The sequence below is a fragment of the Flaviflexus salsibiostraticola genome, from assembly GCF_003952265.1.
GTDB lineage: Bacteria > Actinomycetota > Actinomycetes > Actinomycetales > Actinomycetaceae > Flaviflexus > Flaviflexus salsibiostraticola.
Genome location: NZ_CP034438.1, coordinates 1,757,214 through 1,779,312, shown reverse-complemented (window position 1 = coordinate 1,779,312; position 22,099 = coordinate 1,757,214). Strand labels below are relative to the sequence as shown.

At 65.2% G+C, this 22,099-nt stretch carries 23 protein-coding genes; 18 read left to right on the top strand and 5 right to left on the bottom strand.

From position 1 onward, the window contains the following. Positions 1–76 precede the first annotated feature (76 nt). From EJO69_RS08180 to EJO69_RS08150, 7 genes are all read left to right on the top strand, one after another. Positions 77–1,429 (top strand): AI-2E family transporter, encoded by a 1,353-nt coding sequence (locus EJO69_RS08180; RefSeq protein ID WP_126040896.1) that lies wholly within the window; start codon positions 77–79, stop codon positions 1,427–1,429. Between the two features lie 8 nt (positions 1,430–1,437). After that, positions 1,438–3,723 carry a transglycosylase domain-containing protein gene (locus EJO69_RS08175; protein ID WP_126040894.1) on the top strand — a complete coding sequence of 762 codons (2,286 nt, stop codon included), beginning with the start codon at positions 1,438–1,440 and terminating at the stop codon, positions 3,721–3,723. 94 nt (positions 3,724–3,817) lie between these two features. After that, positions 3,818–4,111 carry a 30S ribosomal protein S6 gene (gene rpsF / locus EJO69_RS08170; protein WP_126040892.1) on the top strand — a complete coding sequence of 98 codons (294 nt, stop codon included), beginning with the start codon at positions 3,818–3,820 and terminating at the stop codon, positions 4,109–4,111. 23 nt (positions 4,112–4,134) lie between these two features. Beyond that, the gene (locus EJO69_RS08165) at positions 4,135–4,665 is read left to right on the top strand and encodes a single-stranded DNA-binding protein (protein ID WP_126040890.1); all 531 of its coding nucleotides are present in this window, start codon (positions 4,135–4,137) and stop codon (positions 4,663–4,665) included. A 41-nt stretch (positions 4,666–4,706) separates the two neighbouring features. Then, positions 4,707–4,943, top strand: coding sequence for a 30S ribosomal protein S18 (rpsR, locus tag EJO69_RS08160; protein ID WP_126040888.1), 237 nt, complete (start codon positions 4,707–4,709; stop codon positions 4,941–4,943). Positions 4,944–4,954: 11 nt separating this feature from the next. Next, positions 4,955–5,404, top strand: coding sequence for a 50S ribosomal protein L9 (gene rplI / locus EJO69_RS08155; protein ID WP_126040886.1), 450 nt, complete (start codon positions 4,955–4,957; stop codon positions 5,402–5,404). A gap of 65 nt (positions 5,405–5,469) precedes the next feature. Beyond that, positions 5,470–6,345, top strand: a complete 876-nt coding sequence (locus EJO69_RS08150) for a ribonuclease H family protein (RefSeq protein ID WP_126040884.1) — start codon at positions 5,470–5,472, stop codon at positions 6,343–6,345. Position 6,346: 1 nt separating this feature from the next. Here EJO69_RS08150 and EJO69_RS08145 read toward each other — a convergent pair whose 3' ends face one another. Further along, a complete protein-coding gene (locus EJO69_RS08145) occupies positions 6,347–6,979 on the bottom strand; it encodes a DsbA family oxidoreductase (RefSeq protein ID WP_126040882.1) in 633 nt (210 codons plus the stop codon). An 84-nt stretch (positions 6,980–7,063) separates the two neighbouring features. On the opposite strand from EJO69_RS08145, the gene EJO69_RS08140 reads away from it, so the two are divergent. Genes EJO69_RS08140 through EJO69_RS08125 form a run of 4 tightly spaced genes read left to right on the top strand, consistent with a single transcriptional unit; the run spans position 7,064 to position 12,180 of the window. Next, positions 7,064–7,714 carry a DUF3152 domain-containing protein gene (locus EJO69_RS08140; RefSeq protein ID WP_126040880.1) on the top strand — a complete coding sequence of 217 codons (651 nt, stop codon included), beginning with the start codon at positions 7,064–7,066 and terminating at the stop codon, positions 7,712–7,714. A 10-nt stretch (positions 7,715–7,724) separates the two neighbouring features. Then, positions 7,725–9,809, top strand: coding sequence for a S9 family peptidase (locus tag EJO69_RS08135; protein WP_126040878.1), 2,085 nt, complete (start codon positions 7,725–7,727; stop codon positions 9,807–9,809). A 45-nt stretch (positions 9,810–9,854) separates the two neighbouring features. Beyond that, positions 9,855–10,904 (top strand): LLM class flavin-dependent oxidoreductase, encoded by a 1,050-nt coding sequence (locus EJO69_RS08130; RefSeq protein WP_126040876.1) that lies wholly within the window; start codon positions 9,855–9,857, stop codon positions 10,902–10,904. 49 nt (positions 10,905–10,953) lie between these two features. Then, positions 10,954–12,180: a TIGR04053 family radical SAM/SPASM domain-containing protein gene (locus tag EJO69_RS08125; RefSeq protein WP_126040874.1), complete on the top strand. Its 1,227-nt coding sequence runs from the start codon at positions 10,954–10,956 to the stop codon at positions 12,178–12,180. On the opposite strand, the gene mtnN is transcribed toward EJO69_RS08125, so the two are convergent. Further along, positions 12,158–13,471: a 5'-methylthioadenosine/S-adenosylhomocysteine nucleosidase gene (gene mtnN, locus EJO69_RS08120; RefSeq protein WP_126040872.1), complete on the bottom strand. Its 1,314-nt coding sequence runs from the start codon at positions 13,469–13,471 to the stop codon at positions 12,158–12,160. The two genes, EJO69_RS08125 and mtnN, sit on opposite strands and share 23 nt — an antisense overlap. Positions 13,472–13,473: 2 nt before the next feature. After that, positions 13,474–13,938 (bottom strand): S-ribosylhomocysteine lyase, encoded by a 465-nt coding sequence (locus tag EJO69_RS08115; protein ID WP_126040870.1) that lies wholly within the window; start codon positions 13,936–13,938, stop codon positions 13,474–13,476. A gap of 113 nt (positions 13,939–14,051) precedes the next feature. Between EJO69_RS08115 and EJO69_RS08110 the strand changes: the two genes are divergently transcribed. The 3 genes from EJO69_RS08110 (at position 14,052) to EJO69_RS08100 (ending at position 16,233) form a co-directional block, all read left to right on the top strand. Further along, positions 14,052–14,351 (top strand): thiamine-binding protein, encoded by a 300-nt coding sequence (locus EJO69_RS08110; RefSeq protein ID WP_126040868.1) that lies wholly within the window; start codon positions 14,052–14,054, stop codon positions 14,349–14,351. A gap of 77 nt (positions 14,352–14,428) precedes the next feature. Further along, the gene (locus tag EJO69_RS08105) at positions 14,429–14,905 is read left to right on the top strand and encodes an NUDIX hydrolase (protein WP_245993849.1); all 477 of its coding nucleotides are present in this window, start codon (positions 14,429–14,431) and stop codon (positions 14,903–14,905) included. After that, positions 14,797–16,233, top strand: a complete 1,437-nt coding sequence (locus EJO69_RS08100) for an L-serine ammonia-lyase (RefSeq protein ID WP_281272853.1) — start codon at positions 14,797–14,799, stop codon at positions 16,231–16,233. The genes EJO69_RS08105 and EJO69_RS08100 overlap by 109 nt, the downstream gene beginning before the upstream one ends. 141 nt (positions 16,234–16,374) lie before the next feature. Here the strand turns inward: EJO69_RS08100 and EJO69_RS08095 are convergent, their stop codons facing one another. Next, the gene (locus EJO69_RS08095; RefSeq protein WP_126040865.1) at positions 16,375–17,664 is read right to left on the bottom strand and encodes a citrate synthase; all 1,290 of its coding nucleotides are present in this window, start codon (positions 17,662–17,664) and stop codon (positions 16,375–16,377) included. Positions 17,665–17,820: 156 nt separating this feature from the next. Between EJO69_RS08095 and EJO69_RS08090 the strand changes: the two genes are divergently transcribed. The 4 genes from EJO69_RS08090 to nrdE all read left to right on the top strand — a co-directional run bounded on the left by EJO69_RS08090 (position 17,821) and on the right by nrdE (position 21,409). Continuing rightward, complete coding sequence (locus EJO69_RS08090; RefSeq protein WP_126040863.1) at positions 17,821–18,177, top strand: SdpI family protein; 357 nt, start codon at positions 17,821–17,823, stop codon at positions 18,175–18,177. Between the two features lie 397 nt (positions 18,178–18,574). Next, positions 18,575–18,826, top strand: a complete 252-nt coding sequence (locus EJO69_RS08085) for a redoxin NrdH (RefSeq protein ID WP_126040861.1) — start codon at positions 18,575–18,577, stop codon at positions 18,824–18,826. 49 nt (positions 18,827–18,875) lie between these two features. Then, on the top strand, positions 18,876–19,292 hold the full coding sequence (gene nrdI / locus EJO69_RS08080; RefSeq protein WP_126040858.1) for a class Ib ribonucleoside-diphosphate reductase assembly flavoprotein NrdI: 417 nt from the start codon (positions 18,876–18,878) through the stop codon (positions 19,290–19,292). Then, positions 19,262–21,409, top strand: a complete 2,148-nt coding sequence (gene nrdE / locus EJO69_RS08075; protein ID WP_126040856.1) for a class 1b ribonucleoside-diphosphate reductase subunit alpha — start codon at positions 19,262–19,264, stop codon at positions 21,407–21,409. The genes nrdI and nrdE overlap by 31 nt, the downstream gene beginning before the upstream one ends. 171 nt (positions 21,410–21,580) lie before the next feature. On the opposite strand, the gene EJO69_RS08070 is transcribed toward nrdE, so the two are convergent. After that, positions 21,581–22,060, bottom strand: a complete 480-nt coding sequence (locus EJO69_RS08070) for an aminoacyl-tRNA deacylase (protein WP_126040854.1) — start codon at positions 22,058–22,060, stop codon at positions 21,581–21,583. Positions 22,061–22,099: the final 39 nt, after the last annotated feature.

Sequence of the window (22,099 nt, the reverse complement as noted above, 5' to 3'; positions counted from 1 at the left end):
CGGGGGTCCCCGCCATCGTGCGGATAATGGCTGGCTGTGGCTGTACTCTCAGATCTGGAAGAGAAGGGTGGCTCGCGTGACCAGAGACGAGACGCAACCGACCGCGCCGAGCGCGGCAACCCCGGACACGGCTGAGACCGGCAGGGAGAGTGAGGGGACACGTTCCCGAGAGGCCGCTGACCAATCGGTCGTCCTCAACCAGGGCAGGCGGAGCACGATTCCGAGCGGGGCCTGGATCATCATCGTCGGCGCCCTCATGACGGTGGGGCTGTGGGGGCTGAGCCGCTTCTCCGCGATCCTCGCCCCGGCCTTCCTCGCGCTCACGCTTGTCCTCACGATCCGCCCGATCCACCGATTCATGGTGCGCCGAGGGGTTCCGAAGTGGGTCTCCGCCATCGCCTCGATCCTCGTCCTTGTCCTCACGCTGTCCCTCGTCATCGGCGTCACCGTGCTCGCGTTCCTCCCCCTGCCGGACGTCATCGCCTCCTACCAGAGGGATTTCACCCGGATGGTCAACGACATCTCCGACTTCCTCGAGAACAACCAGTTCCTCCAGGAGCAGGGGTATGACGTGTCGGGGATCGATACCCTGCTCGGCCAGCTCGACCTCAATACGATCATGTCGACGGTCGGCACCCTCATCAACCAGATCTCGGGCTTCGGCGGGCTGCTCGCCGTCATCGCCCTGTCCATCTTCTTCATCGTCATCGACACGATGACGATGGATGCTCGCTCCTCGATCGTCGAGAAGGCGGAGCCGGAGCTGCACGAGGCGCTGTCCGGCTTCGAGGGACGTGTGCGCCAGTATTGGCTCGTGTCGACGATCTTCGGCGCCATCGTCGCCGTCTTCGACTGGATCGCGCTCGAGGCTCTGGGCATTCCCCTCTCGCTCGCGTGGGCCGTCATCGCCTTCGTCACGAACTACATCCCGAACATCGGCTTCATCCTCGGCGTCGTCCCGCCCGCCCTCATCGGTCTCCTCGAGGGCGGCTGGCAGCTCATGCTGTGGGTCATCGTCGCCTACTCCCTCATCAACTTCGTCATCCAGTCCCTCATCCAGCCGAAGTTCACGGCCGATGCGGTCGGACTGTCGGTGACGGTCACGTTCCTCTCGCTCATGGTGTGGGGGGTCGTCATCGGCCCCCTCGGTGCACTCCTCGCGGTGCCGCTCACCCTCTTCTTCAAGGCGATCCTCGTCGACTCCTCGACGTCGACGAGATGGCTCGACGCGTTCCTCATCTCGGAGAGCGAGGCGGAGCGGAAGCTCAGTTCAGGGCGCTACGAGGTCACCTATTCCTCGCCCCACATGTGGGGCGGTCTGCCGACGGTGGTCGCCCGCGCGGCCCGGGGAATCAAGCGGCCGGCGGGTGGCTCGGAAAAAGTGAAACAGCGCAGGATTATGCGCAGACGCAGCGCACGTAGGGAATAATCGGGCGCATGGCAGGAAAGCGAACCAGCGCCGCCCGGACGGGCAGAGCGCAGAAGACCCGGACGCCGCTGTGGAACTACCCCCGCAGGGGGAAGGGCCCGATCCGGCGCTGGCTGCCGTCATGGCGGTTCATCCTCGGCTCCATCCTCGCCGTCATCGCCATCGGGGTCGGTGCCTTCGCCTACCTCTACGCCACCACCGACGTGCCGGAGCCCGACGATTTCGCGCTCGCCCAGTCGACCGACATCTACTACGCCGATGGCGAGACGAAGCTCGGCACGTTCGCCGACGTCCAGCGCACCTCTGTCTCCCTCACGTCGCTCCCCGAGTATGTGCCCCACGCCGTGGTCGCATCGGAGGATCAGCGCTTCTACGAGAATGCAGGCGTCGACATCCGCGGAACCGCCCGCGCGGCGATCAACAACCTTCGCGGCCTGCCCCGCCAGGGCGGGTCGACCCTGACCCAGCAGTACGTCGAGCGGTACTACATGGGCACGACGACCGACATCGCCGGCAAGCTCCGCGAGGCGGTCCTCGCCCTCAAGATCGATCAGGAGCAGTCGAAGGACGAGATCCTCGAGAACTACCTCAATACGATCTACTTCGGTCGCGGCACGTACGGGATCCAGGAGGCCGCCCAGGCCTACTTCGACGTCGACGCAGCCGACCTCACGCTCGACCAGACTGCGCTGCTCGTCGCCGTCATCCCCTCCCCATCCCGCTGGGACCCGGCCGTTGACCCGGACACCGCGGCCGCGCGCTGGGAGCGCGTCATCCGCCGCATGACGGAGGACGGCTGGATCACCCCCGAGCAGGCCGCCGAGGCACGCTTTCCGCAGACCGTCGAGCCCGCCAGCCAGAACCAGTTCGCAGGACCCACCGGCCACATCCTCGACGAGGTGCGCCGGGAGCTCGTCCGCTCGGAGGCATATACGGAGGATGAGCTCGACACGCTCGGCCTCGATATCGTGACAACGATCGACGCCGACATGCAGCAGTACGCGGTCGACGCCGTCGCGAACCTGCCCGAGGACCGCCCGGACAACAACTATGTCGGGCTCGTGTCGGTCGATCCCGAGACCGGCGAGATCAGGGCCATGTTCGGCGGCGATGACTACCTCGAGCGGTCGCGGAACAGCGCCACCCAGGACCGTGCGCAGGCAGGCTCCACATTTAAACCGTTCGGCCTCATGGCCGGTATTGAGGCCGACATCAGTCTCAGGGAGAAGTTCGACTCCTCCTCGCCCTACCAGGTCGGCGATCTCGAGTTCGAGAACTTCCAGCTGCGGGGACTCGGCGAGATCGATCTGCTCGAGGCGACCGCGAATTCCGTCAACACGGTCTACATCAAGCTGAATGAGGAGGTGGGCCCCGCGGCGACGAGGGATGTCGCCGTCCGCGCCGGCCTTCCGGAGTCCACGCCGGGCCTCGATGACACCCTGTCGAACGTGCTCGGCTCCGCCTCGCCCACGGCGAAGGAGATGGCGGGGGCGTACTCGACGTTCGCGTCGCAGGGAGTGCGCACCACCCCTCATATCGTCCGCGAGGTTCGCAATGTCGAGGGCGAGGTCACCTACCGGGGTGACACGTCCGGGGATCGGATGTTCGATTCGGGCGACACGGCCCAGCTCACGTACGCGCTCGAGCAGGTCGTCTCCCCCGGCGGCACGGCCGCCCAGATCTCGCAGCTCGGCCGCCCGGTCGCCGGCAAGACCGGAACGTCCTCCTTCCTCGTGTCCGCCTGGTTCGCGGGCTATGTGCCCCAGCTCGTCACGGTTGTCGACATGTACCAGATCGGCCCGAATGGCGAAGAGGAATCCCTCACCCCCTTCGGTGGGGCGTATGCGATTCAGGGCGGCGGCTACCCGGCGCAGATCTGGCTCGACTTCATGATGGAGGCGACGCGGGATATGCCGGTCGAGAACTTCCCGACCCCGCAGATCCCTGAGCCGACAGCCACTCCGATCCCGACCGTGGCCCCGACGACTGAGGCACCCACGGAGGAGCCCACGACCGAGGAGCCGACGGAGGAGCCGACCACCGAGGAGCCGACGGAGGAGCCCACGACGGAAGAGCCGACGGAGGAGCCGACCACCGAGGAGCCGGCCGAGGAGCCCACCACCGAGGAGCCGACGACGCCGGTGACTCCGAACCCGCCCCCGACAACCCCGCCCGGACAGGGCGATGGCCGGCCGGGCCGCCCGGGCGGCGATTCGACTGTTCCGGATGCGGAGGCGCTGCCCGCGGGTGCGGAACGGCACACGCGGCTGACCCGCAGACCGCTGACATTCTGAGCCGCCACACTGTAGGGTGGGCGGGTGTCTTCATAGACACAGATACCCTCCTGCCACGGAGAGACCGTGGCCGTTGAGACCAGAGGAGGTGGGTATGGATCAGCGTCAGTATGAACTGATGATCATCCTCGATCCGGAAGTTGACGAGCGCAACCTCGCACCCGCGTTGGAGAAGCTGCTGAAGGTCGTCATCGACGACGGCGGCTCCATCGACAACGTGGATATCTGGGGCAAGCGTCGCCTTGCGTACGAGATCCAGAAGAAGACCGAAGGCGTCTACGTCGTCGTCGAGATGAAGGCAACCAGCGCCACGGCGCAGGAGCTTGATCGCCAGCTGGGTCTGAACGAATCCATCATGCGCACCAAGCTGCTGCGCAAGAACGACTGAGCAAGGCCAGTAAGGACTGAATCATGGCAGGCGAACCGATCATCACCATCGTCGGCAACCTCACCGCCGACCCGGAGCTCCGCTACGTGAGCTCTGGAATCCCGGTTGCGAGTTTCACGGTGGCATCGACCCCGCGCACCCTCAACAAGCAGACCCAGCAATGGGAGGACGGCGAACCGATGTTCGTCCGCTGCTCGGTGTGGCGCGAGCATGGCGAGAACGTCGCCAACTCGCTCACGAAGGGCACCCGCGTCGTCGTGACGGGCAAGCTCCAGGTCCGGTCCTACGAGCATGAGGGCCAGAGGCGCACCTCCATTGAGATGCAGGTCGACGAGATCGGCCCCTCACTCCGCTACGCGACAGCGCAGGTCCAGAAGGCCCAGCGCTCCGGCGGCGGCGGTGGGGGCGGCTTCGGCGGCGGCGGAGGAGGCGGCTACGGCGGTGGAAACCGCGGCGGCAGCGTCTCGTACGACGGCCCTTCCGGCGGCTCGATGAACGACCCGTGGGCCGATGGCCCGTCGGGCTCCAAGTTCGACGACGCCCCGCCGTTCTAAACAACTTTCTGCGCGTCAGCGCGTAATCGAGGAGATCAATCATGGCGAAGCCAAACCTTCGCAAGCCGAAGAAGAAGCTCGGCCCCGTCAAGGTGACGAAGGTCGACAACATCGACTACAAGGACACCGCAACCCTGCGCAAGTTCATCTCGGACCGCGGCAAGATCCGCGCACGCCGGGTGACCGGGGTGTCCGTCCAGCAGCAGCGTCTCATCGCCCGGGCCATTAAGAATGCCCGCGAGATGGCACTGCTTCCGTACACGAGCAGCAGCCGCTGAGGAGGTCCATCATGGCAAAGCTTATTCTCACCCATGAGGTGGACCGTCTCGGCCAGCCCGGCGACGTCGTCGATGTGAAGGACGGGTACGCCCGTAACTTCCTCATCCCGCGCGGCTACGCAACCCGCTGGACCAAGGGCGCACAGAAGCAGATCGACCAGATGGCAGCGGCACGCCGCAAGCGCGACATCGCCTCCGTCGAGGAGGCGCAGACCCTGCGCGACAAGCTCGAAGAGGCGACGCTGACCATCAAGGTCCGCACCGGCAACTCTGGCCGTCTCTTCGGCGCCGTCACCGCTGCCGACATTGCCCAGGCTGCCCAGGAGCAGACCGGCGAGGCAGTCGACCGCCGCAAGGTGATGGTCGCGAACCCGATCAAGTCCATCGGCACCTACCGCGTGGAGATCCGCCTCCACTCGGACGTGTCCGTCATGACCACCGTCGACGTCGTCGCCGAGTAGTCATCACCAGTCGAGCGCCCGCCCCAGTGGCGGGCGCTCTGCTGTGCTCGGGTAGCCTGGATCCTATGGAATCCAGTGAGTGGCTCACCGCCTCAGATATCGCTCTTGCCTGCGGCACAGACCCGCAGACGGTGGTCCGCCACCTGGGACGCCTCGGTCTCATCGGCAGCGGGTCGGCACCGTCGGAGATGGCGCTTCGGCACGGCCTCGCAGTGGAGGCGAACGACTACGCACACGGCGCAGGCCTTTGGCACGAGGACGTGTACGCGCTGCTCGCGGCGACGGGACTCGAGAAAACCGCACAGGTCGAGTTCGAGGCAGAGCCCCTCTTCGAGGAGGAGGGAGTCTCCGCCATCGAACGGGCACGTGCCCGCGCGAGGACCGCTCCGGCGGAGGAGCCGGCCGATAGGCCCATGGCTGGAGCCGGTTCGCACGTGGCGGGGGTTGGATCGCAGGTGGCCGGCGCCAGGTCGGCAGATGGTCCCTACGTGCCCGGGGCGGACCGCTACGGATTCGATCAGGTGATCGCCACCGATGGTGCGTGTTCGGGCAACCCAGGGCCGGGTGGGTGGGCGTGGGTCGACGAGCTGACCGGCAGGTCTGGGTCGGGTGGATCGCGGCGGACGACCAACAACATCATGGAGCTGACGGCGATGCTCGAGGCGCTGCGCTACGCGGACACCGATCGGAGCCTTCTCCTCCGGGCCGACTCCCAGTACGTCATCAACGTCGTGACGAAGTGGGGTCCGGGTTGGCGGAGGAAGGGCTGGAAGAAGGCCGACGGTAAGCCCGTCGCCAACCAGGAGCTTGTTGCCGCCCTCTTGGAGGAGTACGAGAAGCGCACCGCTGAGACTCGGATCGACTGGGTCCGCGGACATGACGGTGATGCGGGGAACGAAGAGGCGGACCGCCTCGCGGTCATGGAGCGCGACCGGCAGTGATCTAGCCGCGCCAGCCGAACAGCTCGCGTGCCTCGGACTCGGCGGCGCGCAGGCGCATGCCGAGCTGCTCGGCCGCCAGATCGAAGACGCGGCCCATATCCGCCGCAGTCGACGGTCCCTCGAGTGCGTACATGCCGGCGATGAGGAGGTGGGGTGCGCGCTCCAGCCGAAGCCGCCCCGCGTCCGCCAGGTCGTCCTCGACTGACTCCGCCCATCGCCCGTCCGACAGTCCCACCCGGACAGTGTCTGGATCGAGGCCGAGGTCTTCGGCAATCGGGATGAGGGAATCGATCGTGGTGATATCGGTGCCGTCGATGAGCGCTGCCTCCTGGAGCGCCATCGCGGCCCTCATGCCGTGCTCGGCCGCCTCCTCCGGCGTGGACCCGGCTGCCTTCGCCGCGTAGATGAGCTCCTGGGCGTGGCGGGTATCGGGTGTGTGCCGACCGGTGAGGGTGATGCTGCGGGCGGCGAGCTCCGCGACGGCATCGTCATCATCCTGTGGGGTAGGGGAGATGAAGGCGTGGTGCTCGACGGCGATGCTCCGCCCCGCCACCGCCTCCTGCAGATTGAGCAGACCGAGGAGGCTTCTCGGTGAGGTCAGCTCCGACCAGAGATGGACGACGACTCTTTCCATGCCCCCGTTATATCACCGGGACTCTGGGCGGGGGCTGGATGCGTTGCTTGACGTGGCCATGCGCATCATGCCTACCATCGCGGCATGCTCCGTTATCTGATCGTTATCCCAGCCCTGGCGGCGTCTCTCGCCGCCATCGACGACGGTTTCGGGTCTGCGTCCAAGGAGGGTGAGAGCCTCGGCGGCCTCCATCGGGCCGATCAGCCCAAGGCGGGCTCGGGCGAGTTCGAGGAGGCGGCGGCGTCGCCCGACGTTCCCGAGCGGGCCCGGACCATCGGGGCGGCCGTGCTGACCGAGCGGGAGCTGCTCGTCGACGGAGACGCCTTCGCCGAGTTCGTCTTCGACACGCTCAACGACGATCGGGGATGGGGCGGGGATGGGTCCGTCGCCTTTGTTCCGGCCGGTGAGGATGCTGACCTCACCATCAGGCTGGCGACTCCCGCCACGGTGGACGAGCTGTGCGCCCCACTCAACACAAACGGGTACACGTCGTGCCGCGTCGGCGATGAACTCGTCCTCAACGTCGACCGGTGGGCCGGAGCGACCGAGGAATTCGTCGAGGCTGGCGGGACCCTCGACGAGTATCGCGCCTACCTTCTCAATCACGAGGCCGGCCATTATCTCGGCCATGGGCACGTCGAGGTGTGCGCCGAAGATGGTCGCGCGCCCGTCATGCTTCAGCAGACGCTCGACCTGCGCGGCTGCGAGCCGAACGGGTGGCCGAACATCGCCTAACCTTGGAGGCATGACTATGCCCCCGACACCCCAGAAGGTTCCGGTCGACCGTGTCTTCCACGGCGACACTGTCACCGATCCATTTGAATGGCTGAGAGACAAGAACGATCCGCAGGTGATCGACTATCTCACCGCACAGAACGCCTACACCGACGAGGTGATGAGACCGACCGAGGAGCTCCAGAAGGCGATCTTCAACGAGATCAAGTCGAGGACGAAGGAGACCGACACGTCGGTGCCGTTCTTCGACCGCGGCTGGTGGTATTTCGCCCGCACATACGAGGGCAGGGCCTACTCCTCCTACCACCGTGTCAAGTCGGACAGCCGTCCGGACCCGGACGTCGTCACCGACGGGGAGCAGCTGCTGTTCGACCAGAACGTGCTCGCCGAGGGACATGAGTTCTTCAGCACCGCCGGGTTCGAGGTATCCCCGGATGGGAGGATGCTCGCGCTCGCCTTCGACATCGAGGGCGATGAACGGTTCACGATCCGGATCATGGAGATCGAGTCCGGCGAAGTCATCGACGAGGCGATCGTCGGTGCCGGGTACGGCATGGAGTGGTCGACCGATTCGACCCACCTGTTCTATGGAATGGTCGATGAGGCCTGGCGCTCGCACCAGGTGTGGGTGCACCGCGTCGGGGAGTCGATGGCGAACGATCGGCTCATCGTCGAGGAGGAGGACGAGAAGTACTCCATCCATCCCTATACCTCCCGCGACGGCCGCTGGCTCATCCTCCACTCCTCCTCACGGCTCACCTCCGAGGTGCAGATCATGGAGGCGACGCCGGATGCCGAGCCCGTCATCATCTCCCCGCGGCGCCAGGGACTCGACTACAGCGTCGAACCGGCCGGCGACCATCTCCTCATCGTCCACAATCTCAACCGTGCCGACTTTGAGGTGGCGACAGCACCGCTCGGCGCCTCCGACCCGGAGTCGTGGGCCCCGCTGCTCGCCGCGGGAGAGGGCGAGCGAATCGAGGGCGTCAGTGCCTTCGCCCGCTTCGCGGTTGTCTCCATGCGGTCGGGTGGCCTGCCGCAGCTGCGGATCATCCCGCGGGATGGCGGGTGGGGCGACCCCTTCGTCCTCCCGAGCGCCGAGCTGTCGACGATCGACCTGGCGAACAACCCGGACTACGAGACGGAGTCGATCGACTACGCCCTCACCTCTCTCATCCAGCCGCCCTCGGTCTACTGCTACTCGGTGACCACGGGTCAGACGGAGCTGCTGAAGGAGCGGGAGGTGCCCGGCTATGACCGCGGTCAGTACCGGACGAGCCGGGAGTGGGCGACCGCCGAGGATGGCACGCGGATCCCCCTCACCCTCGCCTACCGGGCGGATGTGAGCCCCGATGGGACGAACCCGGGCCTCCTCTATGGCTACGGCTCATACGAGATCTCGATTGATCCCATCTTCAGCACGTCGGTCGTCTCCCTCCTCGACCGGGGTGTCGTCTTCGCGTACGCACACGTCCGTGGGGGCGGGGAGATGGGCAGAGCCTGGTACGACACGGGCAAGATGCTGAGCAAGAAGAATACGTTCACCGACTTCATCGCCGCCGCCGATCGTCTCTTCGAGACCGGATGGGTCGACCGGAGCCGCCTCGCCGCCGAGGGCGGCAGCGCGGGCGGCCTGCTCGTCGGTGCCGCCGCGAATATGGGCGGAGACCGTTTCCGGGCCATCTCCGCAGTGGTGCCCTTCGTCGATAACCTCACGTCGATCCTCGATCCCTCGCTGCCCCTCACGGTCAGCGAATGGGAGGAGTGGGGCGACCCGTACCATGACCCGGACGTGTACGAGTACATCAAGAGCTACTCCCCGTACGAGAACCTTGAGGCGAAGGAGTACCCGGCGATCCTCGCGACCACCTCACTCAACGACACGAGGGTCTTCTACGTCGAGCCGGCCAAGTGGATCTCCCGCCTGCAGGAGATCGCGACGAACGGCCCCGACCGCCCGCTCCTCCTCAAGACGGAGATGGTGGCCGGGCACGGCGGCCGCTCGGGCCGCTACAACGCGTGGGAGGACCAGGCGCTGCGGCGCGCCTTCATCCTCTGGCAGCTCGGAGTCGGCGATGAGCAGGTTCGCCTGTAGCGACAGCGCTTGAAGAGACGGGGCCGGGTCGGGAAGAGTGAGGGTATGACCGTACCGCTCAGCATTCTCGACCTGGCCCCGACATCCACAGGACGGAGCCGCAGGGATGCACTCGATGACTCCCTCCGCCTCGCCCAGGTCGCCGAACAGGCCGGATACAAGAGGTTCTGGATGGCGGAACACCACGGGTCGGCCACCTTCATGTCCTCGGCCACCGCGCTGCTCCTCGGCCGGGCCGCCGAACACACCTCGACGATCAGAGTCGGCTCGGGCGGCGTCATGCTGCCGAACCATTCCCCGCTGATGGTCGCCGAATACTACGGCACCCTCGCCACCCTCTATCCAGACCGCGTCGACCTCGGCCTCGGCAGAGCACCCGGCACCGACCCGGTGACAGCGGCGGAGCTCCGCCGCGGTGGAGCGGACCTCAACGATTTCGCCGCCGACGTGCTCAAGCTCAAGCGATTCTTCGGCGGCTCGGATGACGCGACGGTCGACCACGGAGTGCCGGGATCTCAGGCCTCCACGCTTGGGATCGAGCCGCGGGCACACCAGATCCGCCGCGCTGTGCGCGCGATCCCCGGCGAGGGCACGCATGTGCCGCTGTGGATGCTCGGCTCCTCCACGGGCGGCGCTCAGGTCGCCGCTGAGCTCGGACTGCCGTTCTCGTTCGCCTCGCACTTCGCCCCCACGCACATCGCCGCAGCGCTGCAGATCTACCGGGACCGGTTCAAGGCGGATGCCGAGACGGCCCAGGTCGACCGTCCGACGGTCATGGCCGGAGTCAATGTCATGGTCGCGGAGACGGATCACGAGGCCCAATACCAGGCCAGCACCCACACGAAGCTCCAGTCGCAGCTCCGCTTCGGATCCACCGGACCTCTGCAGCCGCCGAGCTGGGACGGGGTCGGGACGCGAGTGAACCCGGGAGTCGATCCCACCCACATCGTCGGCACCCCAGCCGACGTGGCGGAGCGGATCGGCCACTTCGTCGAGGCGTTCGCACTCGACGAGATCATCGTCACCTGCTATGCGTTCGACCCCGCCGTGCGAGAGAACGCGCTGGTCAGCCTGGCAGAGGAGTGGTCTGCCTAGGGACGTTCGGCTCCCATGGAGGACCGGCCGCGATGGCATCATGTACTGCATGACCATCAACACCGGCGCTCCGCGCACCCAGCGACCGATCCGCGCACGTCGGCACGATCCGGCGATGCAGCCGATGATCGTCATCTGGGAGGCCACGCGTGCCTGCCAGCTTGCGTGCCGCCACTGCCGAGCAGAAGCGGCTCCGGGACGCAGTATTTTTGAGCTGACGACCGATGAGGCGACGAAACTGATGGAAGAGGTGCTGTCCTTCGGCAAGCCCGCGCCAATCTTCATCATCTCGGGAGGCGACTGCTTCGAGAGGGACGACCTCTATGAGATCGCGAAACGCGGCGTCGACATGGGTCTCCATGTTGCGGTCTCCCCCTCTGGCACCGACAAGCTCGATCGGACGTCGCTCAAGAAGCTTCAGGACGTCGGGGTCAACGTGATCTCGCTGTCCTTGGATGGTTCGACGCGAGCCAGCCATGATGGATTCCGCCGCATTCCGGGCACATATGACAACACGATTGCCGGATGGGAGGCTGCCCGTGAATTGGGCATGAAGGTTCAGCTCAACACTGTCGTTGCGCGGCACAACGTGTTGGAGCTGCCGGCTATCGCCCAGACTGTCCGTGACCTTGGTGTGCTCACGTGGTCGGGCTTCCTCCTCGTCCCGACGGGCCGCGGCGTTGATCTTGGAGCCCTGACCGCGGAGGAGACCGAAGATGTGCTCAATGTCTTTTATGACATGGGAGAGACTGTCCCCGTCAAGACGACAGAGGGCCATCATTTCCGCCGCGTCTCCATCCAGCGGCATGTTCTCGCCGAGGCGGGCGCGGACCATGTCGCCATTATGAATCTCGGACCTCTGTACACCACCCTTCGTGCGGACGCGGAGGCCCGTGGCCTTCTCGCCGGCGAACGACGGCGCCGCCCGCCCATCAATGTCTCATCGGGCAACGGCTTTGTCTTCGTCAACCACGTCGGCCAAGTGACTCCATCTGGCTTCCTCGATGTCCCAGCGGGAAATGTCCGAGACTCGTCGATCGTCGACCTGTACCGCGACTCGGAGCTCTTCACCGGAATCCGTCGACCCGACCTGCTCGAGGGCAAGTGCGGGGCGTGCGAGTACAACACCGTGTGCGGAGGCTCCCGCTCGCGCGCCTACAACTCGACCGGCAATATCTTCGCTGAGGAGCCCATGTGTGTCTACGAGCCTGGCAGTTTTCCTTACGCGGACGAGGTCAAGGAGCTCTTCGCGGCTAATTCTCCGAGTAGAGGCTGAGGATCGCGTCAGCCCACGTGCCGAAGTGCTGGCGGATCGAGGCGCCTGACGGATAGGGCTTGTCCTGGGAGGACAGCCACTGCTGGTATCCGGAGTAGGAGGGATTGCGGCGCTCCGCGTTCATCGCCTCATGGTAGAGCCGGATCGCCTCGCGGTAGTCCTGGTCGGAATACCGCAGACCGCCCCGGCGACGGCCGCTGCCGCCCGTCAGTCCGATCGCTGTCATCGCGTTGTTCCAGTAGCCGTCGAAGCGCTTCATGATCGTCTGGGACGTCGGCGGCCAGGTCTGTCGACCCCGCCCGCCCACGAGATTGAGATCCTGGAGGATCTCCGCCCGGATCGTGTCGTAGCGCTGGGAGGTGATCCGCACGGCGGGATTCTCCGCGACGAACTGCTTCCCGGCGGCGACCAGTTCGGCGAATGAGCCCACCTGCTCGTCGTGCAGGTCGCGCGAGAGGTCAGACAGATCGAGGTCGAGCGTCTCCCCGTCGACGGGCTCAAGATCGTTGTCGATGGCGATGACGGCAAAGAGCGCGGCATAGAGGGCGTCGAGGCCGAACTGCCTGCGGCGCCGTCCGGGCGTTCCTCCCCCGCGCAGAACGGAGATGATCTCGAGAGTTGTCTCGGCGGCCAGCTCGGCAGCCTCGTCCAGCGCCATGTGGAAGTCCTGATCGGCGGCAGGGCCGCACAGGTCGGAGACGGCTCGGATGGCGGCAAACTGGGTGCCGAAGGCGTGGCAGACCTGGGCGACGGCCGTCGACTCCATGTCGGTCGACAGCGCGTCAGGGAACGCCTCGCGCACGGTGTCGACATTCTTCGCCGTGACGAAGCTGTCGGAGGAGAGCATGAGGCCGGTCTTGATGCGGCTGTTCTCGAGCTGCTCGGCGATCTCGAGAACACGCTCGGAGCCGTCGAATTTCGCCGGCTGGCCCGGAACCTGGCCGTACACATAGTCGAATGCCGTCGCGTCGGCCATGCCGTAGCGGTACTCGGACCCGATGATGATGTCACCGACCTCGATGGAGGGATGGAGGCCACCCGCCGTGCCGGAGATGAAGACGTCGCGGGTCGAGACCTGACCGAATGCCCACGTCAGCGCGCTCGCGGCCGCCGACTGGCCGACGCCGCTCTGGACGAGAAGGATCCGCGGCGACGCCAGCTCGAGGAACCACGCCCTGAACGTCGACGGGGTGGTGAGCTCTCCCACCCGATGGTTTTGCCGTGCCCTCGCGAGGAACGGATCTGCCTCTTCCGGCATGGCGGTGAGGACGATTGCGGCGGCAGTACGCATGGCTACGCTTTCATGACCTGTGCCCAGGAGCCGCGCTGATCAAGCATCGCCTGGGCTGCCCGCTTGGCACCCTCGAGGTCGTGGCTCGCTCCCCACCCGCACTGGACAACGTTTGCGGCGGGGACCTCGTCCACGCCGAGAAGATCGGTGAGGGTCGTCGCGACGAGGTCGCGGATCTCCTCGACTGCCGGCTCGCCTGCCATGAGCAGGTAGAAGCCGGTCTGACATCCCATCGGGGAGAAGTCGATGACGTTCTCCGAGTGGTTGCGGGACAGCTCCGCGAAGGTGTGCTCGATCGAATGGATCGTCGGCATCTCCAGGTGATCCTCGTTCGGCTGGCAGAAGCGGATGTCGTACTTGGTCAGCACGTCCCCCTTCGGCAGCGTCTTCACATCGGCCACTCGGATGTAGGGAGCATCGACGTGTCGATGATCCAGATTGAACGATTCCACATTCATAGTCGGCATGAGTCCTCCGTGGGTAGAGTCTGATCCTACTGTATCGCGGCCCTCTATCCGTCGGTGTATGGAAAATGATCTCTGACCTGGATTCGGACCCTTTGGTGAACTAGCGTGAACGCATGCTCCTTGCTTTCTCCGTAGCCCCCACGACAGCACAGGCCGACGACGGCTCCGTCTCCGAGGCGGTCGCGGCCGCCGTCGCGGTCGTCCGCGCCTCCGGCCTGCCCCACGAGACAACCGCCATGTTCACAACGATCGAAGGCGAATGGGACGAGGTGATGGCCGTCGTCAAGAAGGCCGTCGACGCCGTCTCCGCCTATGCCCCGAGGGTCTCGCTCGTCATGAAGGCCGACATCCGCCCCGGATATACCGGGCAGCTGACCGCCAAGGTCGACCGCATCGACAAGCACCTGTCGTGATCCTCACGATCACCGGAGTCTGCTTCGTCGATGACGGCCGGCTCCTCACGGTCCGCAAACGGAACACCGAGAGGTTCATGCTCGTCGGCGGCAAGCTCGAGCCCGGCGAGACAGCGGCAGCCGCCGCATCCCGCGAAGTGCAGGAGGAGGTCGGGCTCATCCGAACCGCGGATCAGCTCACCCTGCTCGGCCGATATGACGAAGAAGCGGCCAACGAGCCCGGGTGGCGAGTATCATCCACCATATTCGTGGCAGACCCGCTCACGGATGACGAACGCTCAACCCTCGAGCCGCGCGCAGAGATAGCCGAGATCCGATGGCTTGATCTCGCCGGCGACCAGCCGACAGATCTGGCACCACTCCTCGCCAGGCATGTCGTTCCAGCCCTCCGACCCCGATCACCCATCGGAAAGGACCCGGACTCATGCGCTCCTCACCCGCCGCCATCGTCTCAGGCCAGCTCAGAGCCGACCAGGCCAATCGGCCGCTCTCCGTCTTCGACATGTTCCGCATCGGCATCGGCCCCTCCTCCTCCCACACCGTCGGCCCCCTGAAGGCGGGCCACGCCTTCGCCACCCTCATCGCCACGGCGTGGCCCGATCGCGAGATCGACCGGATCTCCATCGAGCTCTTCGGCTCGCTCGGGGCGACCGGCCGGGGTCACTGGACCGACCGCGCCGTACTCCTCGGCCTCGCAGGCCACCGGCCCGACACGGTCGGCATCGAGGCGGTCGAGACGATCATGGACGAGGTCGGCCGCACGGGAGCCCTGCGCCTCGCTGGCCGGGGCGAGATCCCGTTCCACCTCGAGACCGACATCATCCTGTCCCCGCGCGTGCGCATGCCCTACCACGTCAACGCCCTGACAATCACCGCCCACGGGGGCGGCGATCGATACGCGAGGACGTACTATTCGGTCGGCGGCGGCTTCATCATGGAGGACCTCTCCGACGATCCTGCGACCATCCCGGACGTGCGGGCGATGGCGACGAGCGAGTCGCAGGCGGCCCACGCAACCCGGGCCCCGCACCCTTTCTCGACGGCGGGTGAGCTGCTCGCGATCTGTGCCGCAGAGGGCAGGTCGATCTCCGATATCGTGTGGGCCAACGAGATCGCCGCCCGCGACCGGGGAGACGTGCTCCAGTACATCTCCGACATCCAGGCCGCGATGAACGACTGCATCAAGGCCGGCATCTCGACCGAGGGGGTCCTGCCGGGCGGTCTCGGGGTCCGCAGGAGGGCGGCCAGTCTCTATCGGGAGCTGAGCGAGAGCACGAAGAGGGATTCCCTCTATGGCATCGACTGGGTCAACCTCTGGGCACTCGCGGTCAACGAGGAGAACGCCGCCGGCCACCGCGTCGTCACCGCGCCGACGAATGGTGCCGCCGGCATCGTCCCCGCCGTCTACACGTACTACCGCCAGCAGGTCGAGGGCGCCGATGACGAGGGTGCCCGGAGGTTCTTCCTCGCGGCCACCGCCATGGGCGCCCTCATCAAGACGAACGCCTCGATCGCGGGAGCCGAAGTCGGCTGCCAGGGCGAGGTCGGGTCGGCGAGCGCCATGGCCGCAGCGGGTCTCGCCGAGGCGCTGGGAGGAACCCCCGAGCAGGTCGAGAACGCGGCCGAGATCGCCATGGAGCATAACCTCGGCCTCACGTGCGACCCCGTGGGCGGGCTTGTCCAGATCCCCTGCATCGAACGGAATGCGATCGGAGCCGTCAAGGCCATCAACGCCGCCCGCCTCGCGCTGTGGGGCGACGGCCAGCACACTGTCTCGTTCGATGCGGTCATCGAGACGATGAGGCAGACGGGCGCCGACATGCATTCAAAGTACAAGGAGACGTCCGAGGGCGGCCTCGCCGTCAACGTCGTCGAGTGCTGACTCCAAGGCCAACGGCGTGACCGTCCTGCGGGACAGGACGGTCACGCGGAGGTGCCTGCGCGCGCGGTTGCAGCGGGGCGGATTCGGCGGATAGACAAAAGGCGGGACCCCGGATTGGGATCCCGCCTCATGATGTCGTGGTCAGCTGCGCTCGCTGCGCGGCACCCAGATCTGGTCGAGGTCACCCTGGTAGACCTGGCGGGGCCGGTAGATGCGGGCCTTCGGGTCCTCGTGGACTTCCTTCCAGTTCGCGATCCAGCCGGGCATGCGGCCGATGGCGAACATGACGGTGAACATGTCGAGGGGGATGCCGACTGCTCGGAGGATGATGCCCGAGTAGAAGTCGACGTTCGGGTAGAGCTTGCGCTCGACGAAGTAGTCGTCCTCAAGGGCGACCTCTTCGAGCTTGAGCGCGACATCGAGGAGGGGATCCTCGATGTGCATCTTTTCCAGCATGTCGAACGCGGCCTCCTTGAGGATGGTGGCGCGCGGGTCGAAGTTCTTGTAGACGCGGTGGCCGAAGCCCATGAGCTTGCGACCGCTCGCCTTGTCCTTGACCTCGTCCATGAAGACGGCCGGGTCGAGGCCCTCGTCGTGGATCTTCTGGAGCATTTCGATGACCGCGACGTTGGCGCCGCCGTGGAGGCGGCCCCACAGGGCGGAGATGCCGGCCGAGGCGGAGGCGAACATGTTGGCCTTCGAGGAGGCGACCATGCGGACCGTCGATGTCGAGCAGTTCTGCTCGTGATCCGCGTGGAGCACGAAGAACATGTTGAGGGCGCGGACGACCTCGGGTGTCGGCTCGTAGTCGTGGTACGGGCTCGAGAACATCATGTGGAGGAAGTTCTCCACGTACTTGAGGTCCTTGCGCGGGTAGACAATCGGCTCGCCGATCGTCGTCTTGTACGAGGCCGCCGCAATCGTGCGGACCTTCGACATGAGGGAGGCGGCCGCATAGAACAGGTCGTTCTCGTCCTCGGGGTGCATGACCTGCGGGTCGTAGGCGGTCAGCGAGTTGACCATGGCGGACAGGATCGCCATGGGTTGCCCGTTCGAGCCGTAGCCGTCGAAGTGCTTGAGCATCGACTGATGGAGCGGCGCGTTCTGGGTCAGGAGATCCGCGAAGTCGTCCCGCTCCTGCTGGGTGCAGAGCTTGCCGAAGATGACCAGGTAGGCCGTCTCGATGAAGCTCGAATTCTTCGCGAGATCTTCGATGGGATAACCGCGGTAGCGGAGGATGCCCTTCTCGCCGTCGATGAAGGTCACCTTGGACTCGCACGAGCCGGTGTTGCCGTATCCGTCGTCCAGTGTGATGTAGCCCGTGTTGGCTCGAAGTGCGCTGATATCAACGGCCTTCTCGCCCATGGTGCCCGTTACGACAGGAAGTTCGTACTCCCTGCCGTCGAGAATGAGCTTTGCTGTCTCGCTCATGAACTCTCCTTAAGTCGGTTGCCTGTATTCCTCAGCGATGAGCAGGCGCGTGGAAGATCTTCTTCGGAATCTCCTTCCATAGCCTACCTAACTGTGCGCCCCCTCACCCATTCCGTCACGGTAGGATTTCCTATAGAACGCCGACCTGGAGGGGTTATGACCTGGATTGAGATCGTCTGCTTCCTGCTGGTGGCAACCGGTGTGGGACTGGTCATCGTCGGCCGCAGGCAGGCGGGACGGCGGCTCGGTCGCGGCTCGAGCCTCGGGACGAGAACGCGGCAGACATCCCTGTCCGAGGCGGCCTGGGCCGCGGGCAACGAGGCGGCCGCACCGTACTCCTACGCGCAGGGCGCCGTCTGCGTCGCCGCAGGTCTCGTCGGCATCCTCCTCGGAGGGATCATCGCCACGGTCGCCATCGGCGCTGCCGCCGTTGCCGTCCTCGTGCTGGCGGGATTCCAGGTTGCGCGGGCCAACGCCGCGGCGGAACACGCCGAAGGCGGCGACACGCCGTAGGCGGCGGCGATCATCCGGCGCTTCGTCCACACCTGTGGACAGGCCTCGGAACCACGTGTCCACAGGAGCGGATTGAGTGGCGACGGAGATTCCTCCCCCGATTGTGTCCGCGCGAACGAGCATGATTGTCCCACTGTCGCGGCTCGCACGTCTGCTTCCAGCGGAAGCGTCCGCGCTCGCTGCGACACGGAATGGTGGAAAGTGGGCGGGGATGCGTGCCGCCGTCCACAGGGTTTCCACCGCGGGTCCACAGATGGGGCGGGTTAGGGTTGCCTGAACACACCATGTTGTGGTGCTGACGAGATCAGGCACAAGGTGTAGTGTCAGAGTTCGAGGATGACATGGATGCAATTCCCGTCATCGCGACACGTACACCTTTGGGAAGAAGGAGCGCTCGATGAGCATCACCGTTTACACGAAGCCGGCATGCGTGCAGTGCAACGCCACGAAGCGGGCCCTCGATAAGGCCGGTCTCTCGTACGAGATGATCGACCTGACGGAAGACGCTGACGCTCTTGAGGCCGTCAAGGCTCTCGGTTATCAGCAGGCCCCGGTCGTCATGGCCGGCGGCGACCACTGGTCGGGCTTCCGTCCCGACAAGATCAAGGCTCTCGTCGCAGCGTCGGTTTCCGAAGCCGTCACCGCTTAGAGCGGCCGAGGCGGCGCATGCCGCCCACTCGGCGTGAGGGAATGTCATCGTGGCAAAGGTCGTCTACTTCTCGTCAGCGACGAATAACACAGCTCGTTTCGTCGGCAAGCTCGGCATGGAGGCGGAGCGGATCCCGCTGCGACGCAGCGATCCGGACCTGATCGTCGATGAGGAGTATGTCCTCATCGTGCCGACCTACGGGGGAGGGAACAACCGCGGAGCGGTCCCCAAGCAGGTCATCAAGTTCCTCAACAACGAGCACAACCGCAGCCTCATCCGTGGAGTCATCTCCGCGGGCAACACCAACTTCGGCCGCGCGTACTGCCTCGCCGGAGACATCGTCTCCGCGAAGTGCGCGGTGCCCCACATGTACAGATTCGAACTCCTCGGCACGCAGGATGACGTGGCCAAGGTCAAGCAGGGATTGGAAGAGTTTTGGGAACAACGCTCACAGACACAGGGCTAGAGACCCTCGACCCGAGGGTCGACTACCACTCGCTCAACGCGCAGCTCAACCTCTACGACGCGGACGGCAACATTCAGTTCGACGCCGACCGCGAGGCCGCCCGTCAGTACTTCCTCCAGCACGTCAACCAGAACACGGTCTTCTTCCACTCGCTCAAGGAGAAGCTCGACTACCTGGTGGAGGAGGGCTACTACGAGAAGGACGTCCTCGACCAGTACGACTTCGACTTCATCAAGTCCGCCTTCAAGAGGGCCTACGCCGCGAAGTACCGGTTCGCGACCTTCCTCGGCGCATACAAGTACTACACCTCGTACACGCTCAAGACCTTCGACGGGAAGCGCTACCTCGAACGCTTCGAGGACCGCGTCGTCATGGTCGCGCTCACCCTCGCCCGCGGCGATAGGGATCAGGTCTTCGACATCGTCGACGAGATCATCTCGGGCCGCTTCCAGCCGGCCACGCCCACCTTCCTCAATGCCGGCAAGCAGCAGCGCGGCGAGCTCGTCTCCTGCTTCCTCCTGCGCATCGAGGACAACATGGAGTCGATCTCGCGCGCCATCAACTCCTCGCTGCAGCTGTCCAAGCGGGGTGGCGGCGTCGCGCTCAATCTGACGAACCTGCGCGAGCAGGGCGCCCCGATCAAGAAGATCGAGAACCAGTCCTCCGGTGTCATCCCTGTTATGAAGCTGCTCGAGGATTCCTTCTCGTACGCCAATCAGCTCGGCGCCCGCCAGGGCGCGGGAGCCGTCTACCTCAACGCACACCACCCGGACATCATGCGCTTCCTCGACACGAAGCGTGAGAACGCCGACGAGAAGATCAGGATCAAGACGCTGTCGCTCGGCGTCGTCATCCCCGACATCACCTTCCACCTCGCGAAGTCGAACGAGGCGATGTACCTCTTCTCGCCCTATGACGTCGAGCGCGTCTACGGCGTTCCCTTCTCCGATATCTCGGTGACCGAGAAGTACGAGGAGATGGTGGCGGACAAGCGGATCAAGAAGACGAAGATCAACGCCCGCCAGTTCTTCCAGACGATCGCCGAGATCCAGTTCGAATCCGGCTACCCCTACATCGTCTACGAAGACACGGTCAACAAGGCGAACCCGATCGAGGGCCGCATCTCCATGTCGAACCTCTGCTCCGAAATCCTCCAGGTCTCCGAGCCGTCGACCTACAACGCAGACCTGTCCTACGACCACATCGGCAAGGACATCTCCTGCAACCTCGGCTCGCTCAACATCGCGAAGGCGATGGACTCGCCCGACTTCGGCAAGACCATCGGCACCGCGATCCGTGCCCTCACCGCCGTCTCCGAGACGTCCGACATCGCGTCCGTGCCGTCGATCGAGAAGGGCAACAGGCTCTCCCATGCCATCGGCCTGGGTCAGATGAACCTCCACGGTTATCTGGGCCGCGAGCGTATCCACTACGGCTCAGAAGAGGCGCTCGACTTCACGAACATCTACTTCTACACCGTGCTGTTCCACGCGCTGACGGAGTCCAACAAGCTCGCCATTGAGAAGGGTGCGGCTTTCCACAACTTCGAGAACTCCGACTATGCGTCGGGCAAGTTCTTCGAGAAGTACATCGAGAAGGAGTGGGTCCCGGAGACGGATCGGGTCAAGGAGCTGTTCGCGAACATCCACATCCCCACCCAGGAGGATTGGCGTGAGCTCGCAGCCTCCGTCATGGAGCACGGCATCTACAACCAGAACCTCCAGGCGGTCCCGCCGACCGGCTCGATCTCGTACATTAATCACTCGACGTCCTCGATCCACCCGATTGTGTCGAAGATCGAGATCCGCAAGGAGGGGAAGATCGGGCGCGTCTACTACCCGGCTCCCTACATGACGAACGACAACCTGGAGTTCTACAAGGACGCGTACGAGATCGGCCCCGAGGCCATCATCGATACGTATGCCGCGGCGACCCAGCATGTCGACCAGGGCCTGTCGCTCACGCTGTTCTACCCGGACACGGTGACGACCCGCGACGTCAATAGGAACTACATCTACGCATGGCGGAAGGGCATCAAGACGCTCTACTACATGCGCATCCGCCAGCAGGCCCTCGAGGGCACCGAGATCGAAGGCTGCGTCTCCTGCATGCTCTGATCCGCTGACGTACTGACTGTGGACAGCCCCATCGGGGCTGTCCACAGTTGTCTGTTTCGATTGAATCAGAGCGGAGATCTCCACGGATAGGTTCGAACAGCGGAAGCAGGGATGCGTGCTGAATGGTGCCTGCTCGCGCCATAGCGTTCTCGGGAGGGCCTGTTGCTGGCCTCAGTCCAGTGCGATCTCGGCGATCGTCGCGCCCAGCATGTCGACCAGATCCGCAGGAGTCAGCTCGACCTTCAGCTCGCGGCTGCCGCCGGACACAGCAATGGTCGGATGGGCGAAGGCGCCCTGATCGATGACGATCGGCATGGGCGTTGCCAGACCAAAGGGCGAAATTCCGCCGATGACGGAGCCGGAGAGCTCCTCCGCCTCCGCCGGCGGCACCATGGTCGCCTTCTTCTTACCGACGGCGTTCGCCAGCGACTTGAGGGAGATTCTCTGGGTGACGGGCACGAGCCCCATGACGAGCTGGCCCTGCGCCGAGGCCATGAGGGACTTGTAGACACGCTCCCCGGGAATCCCCATCTGTTCAGCGAAGAAGGCGCCGATGTCGATGCTGGAGAAGTCGACGCCGTCGACCTCGGTTTCGAAAACGCGGAAGGGTTTGCCGGAGGCCTGAAGGAAAGAGACTGCAGGTGTGGTCATGGGACAATGGTCGCCACTGAGGGAACAGATGTCGAGTGC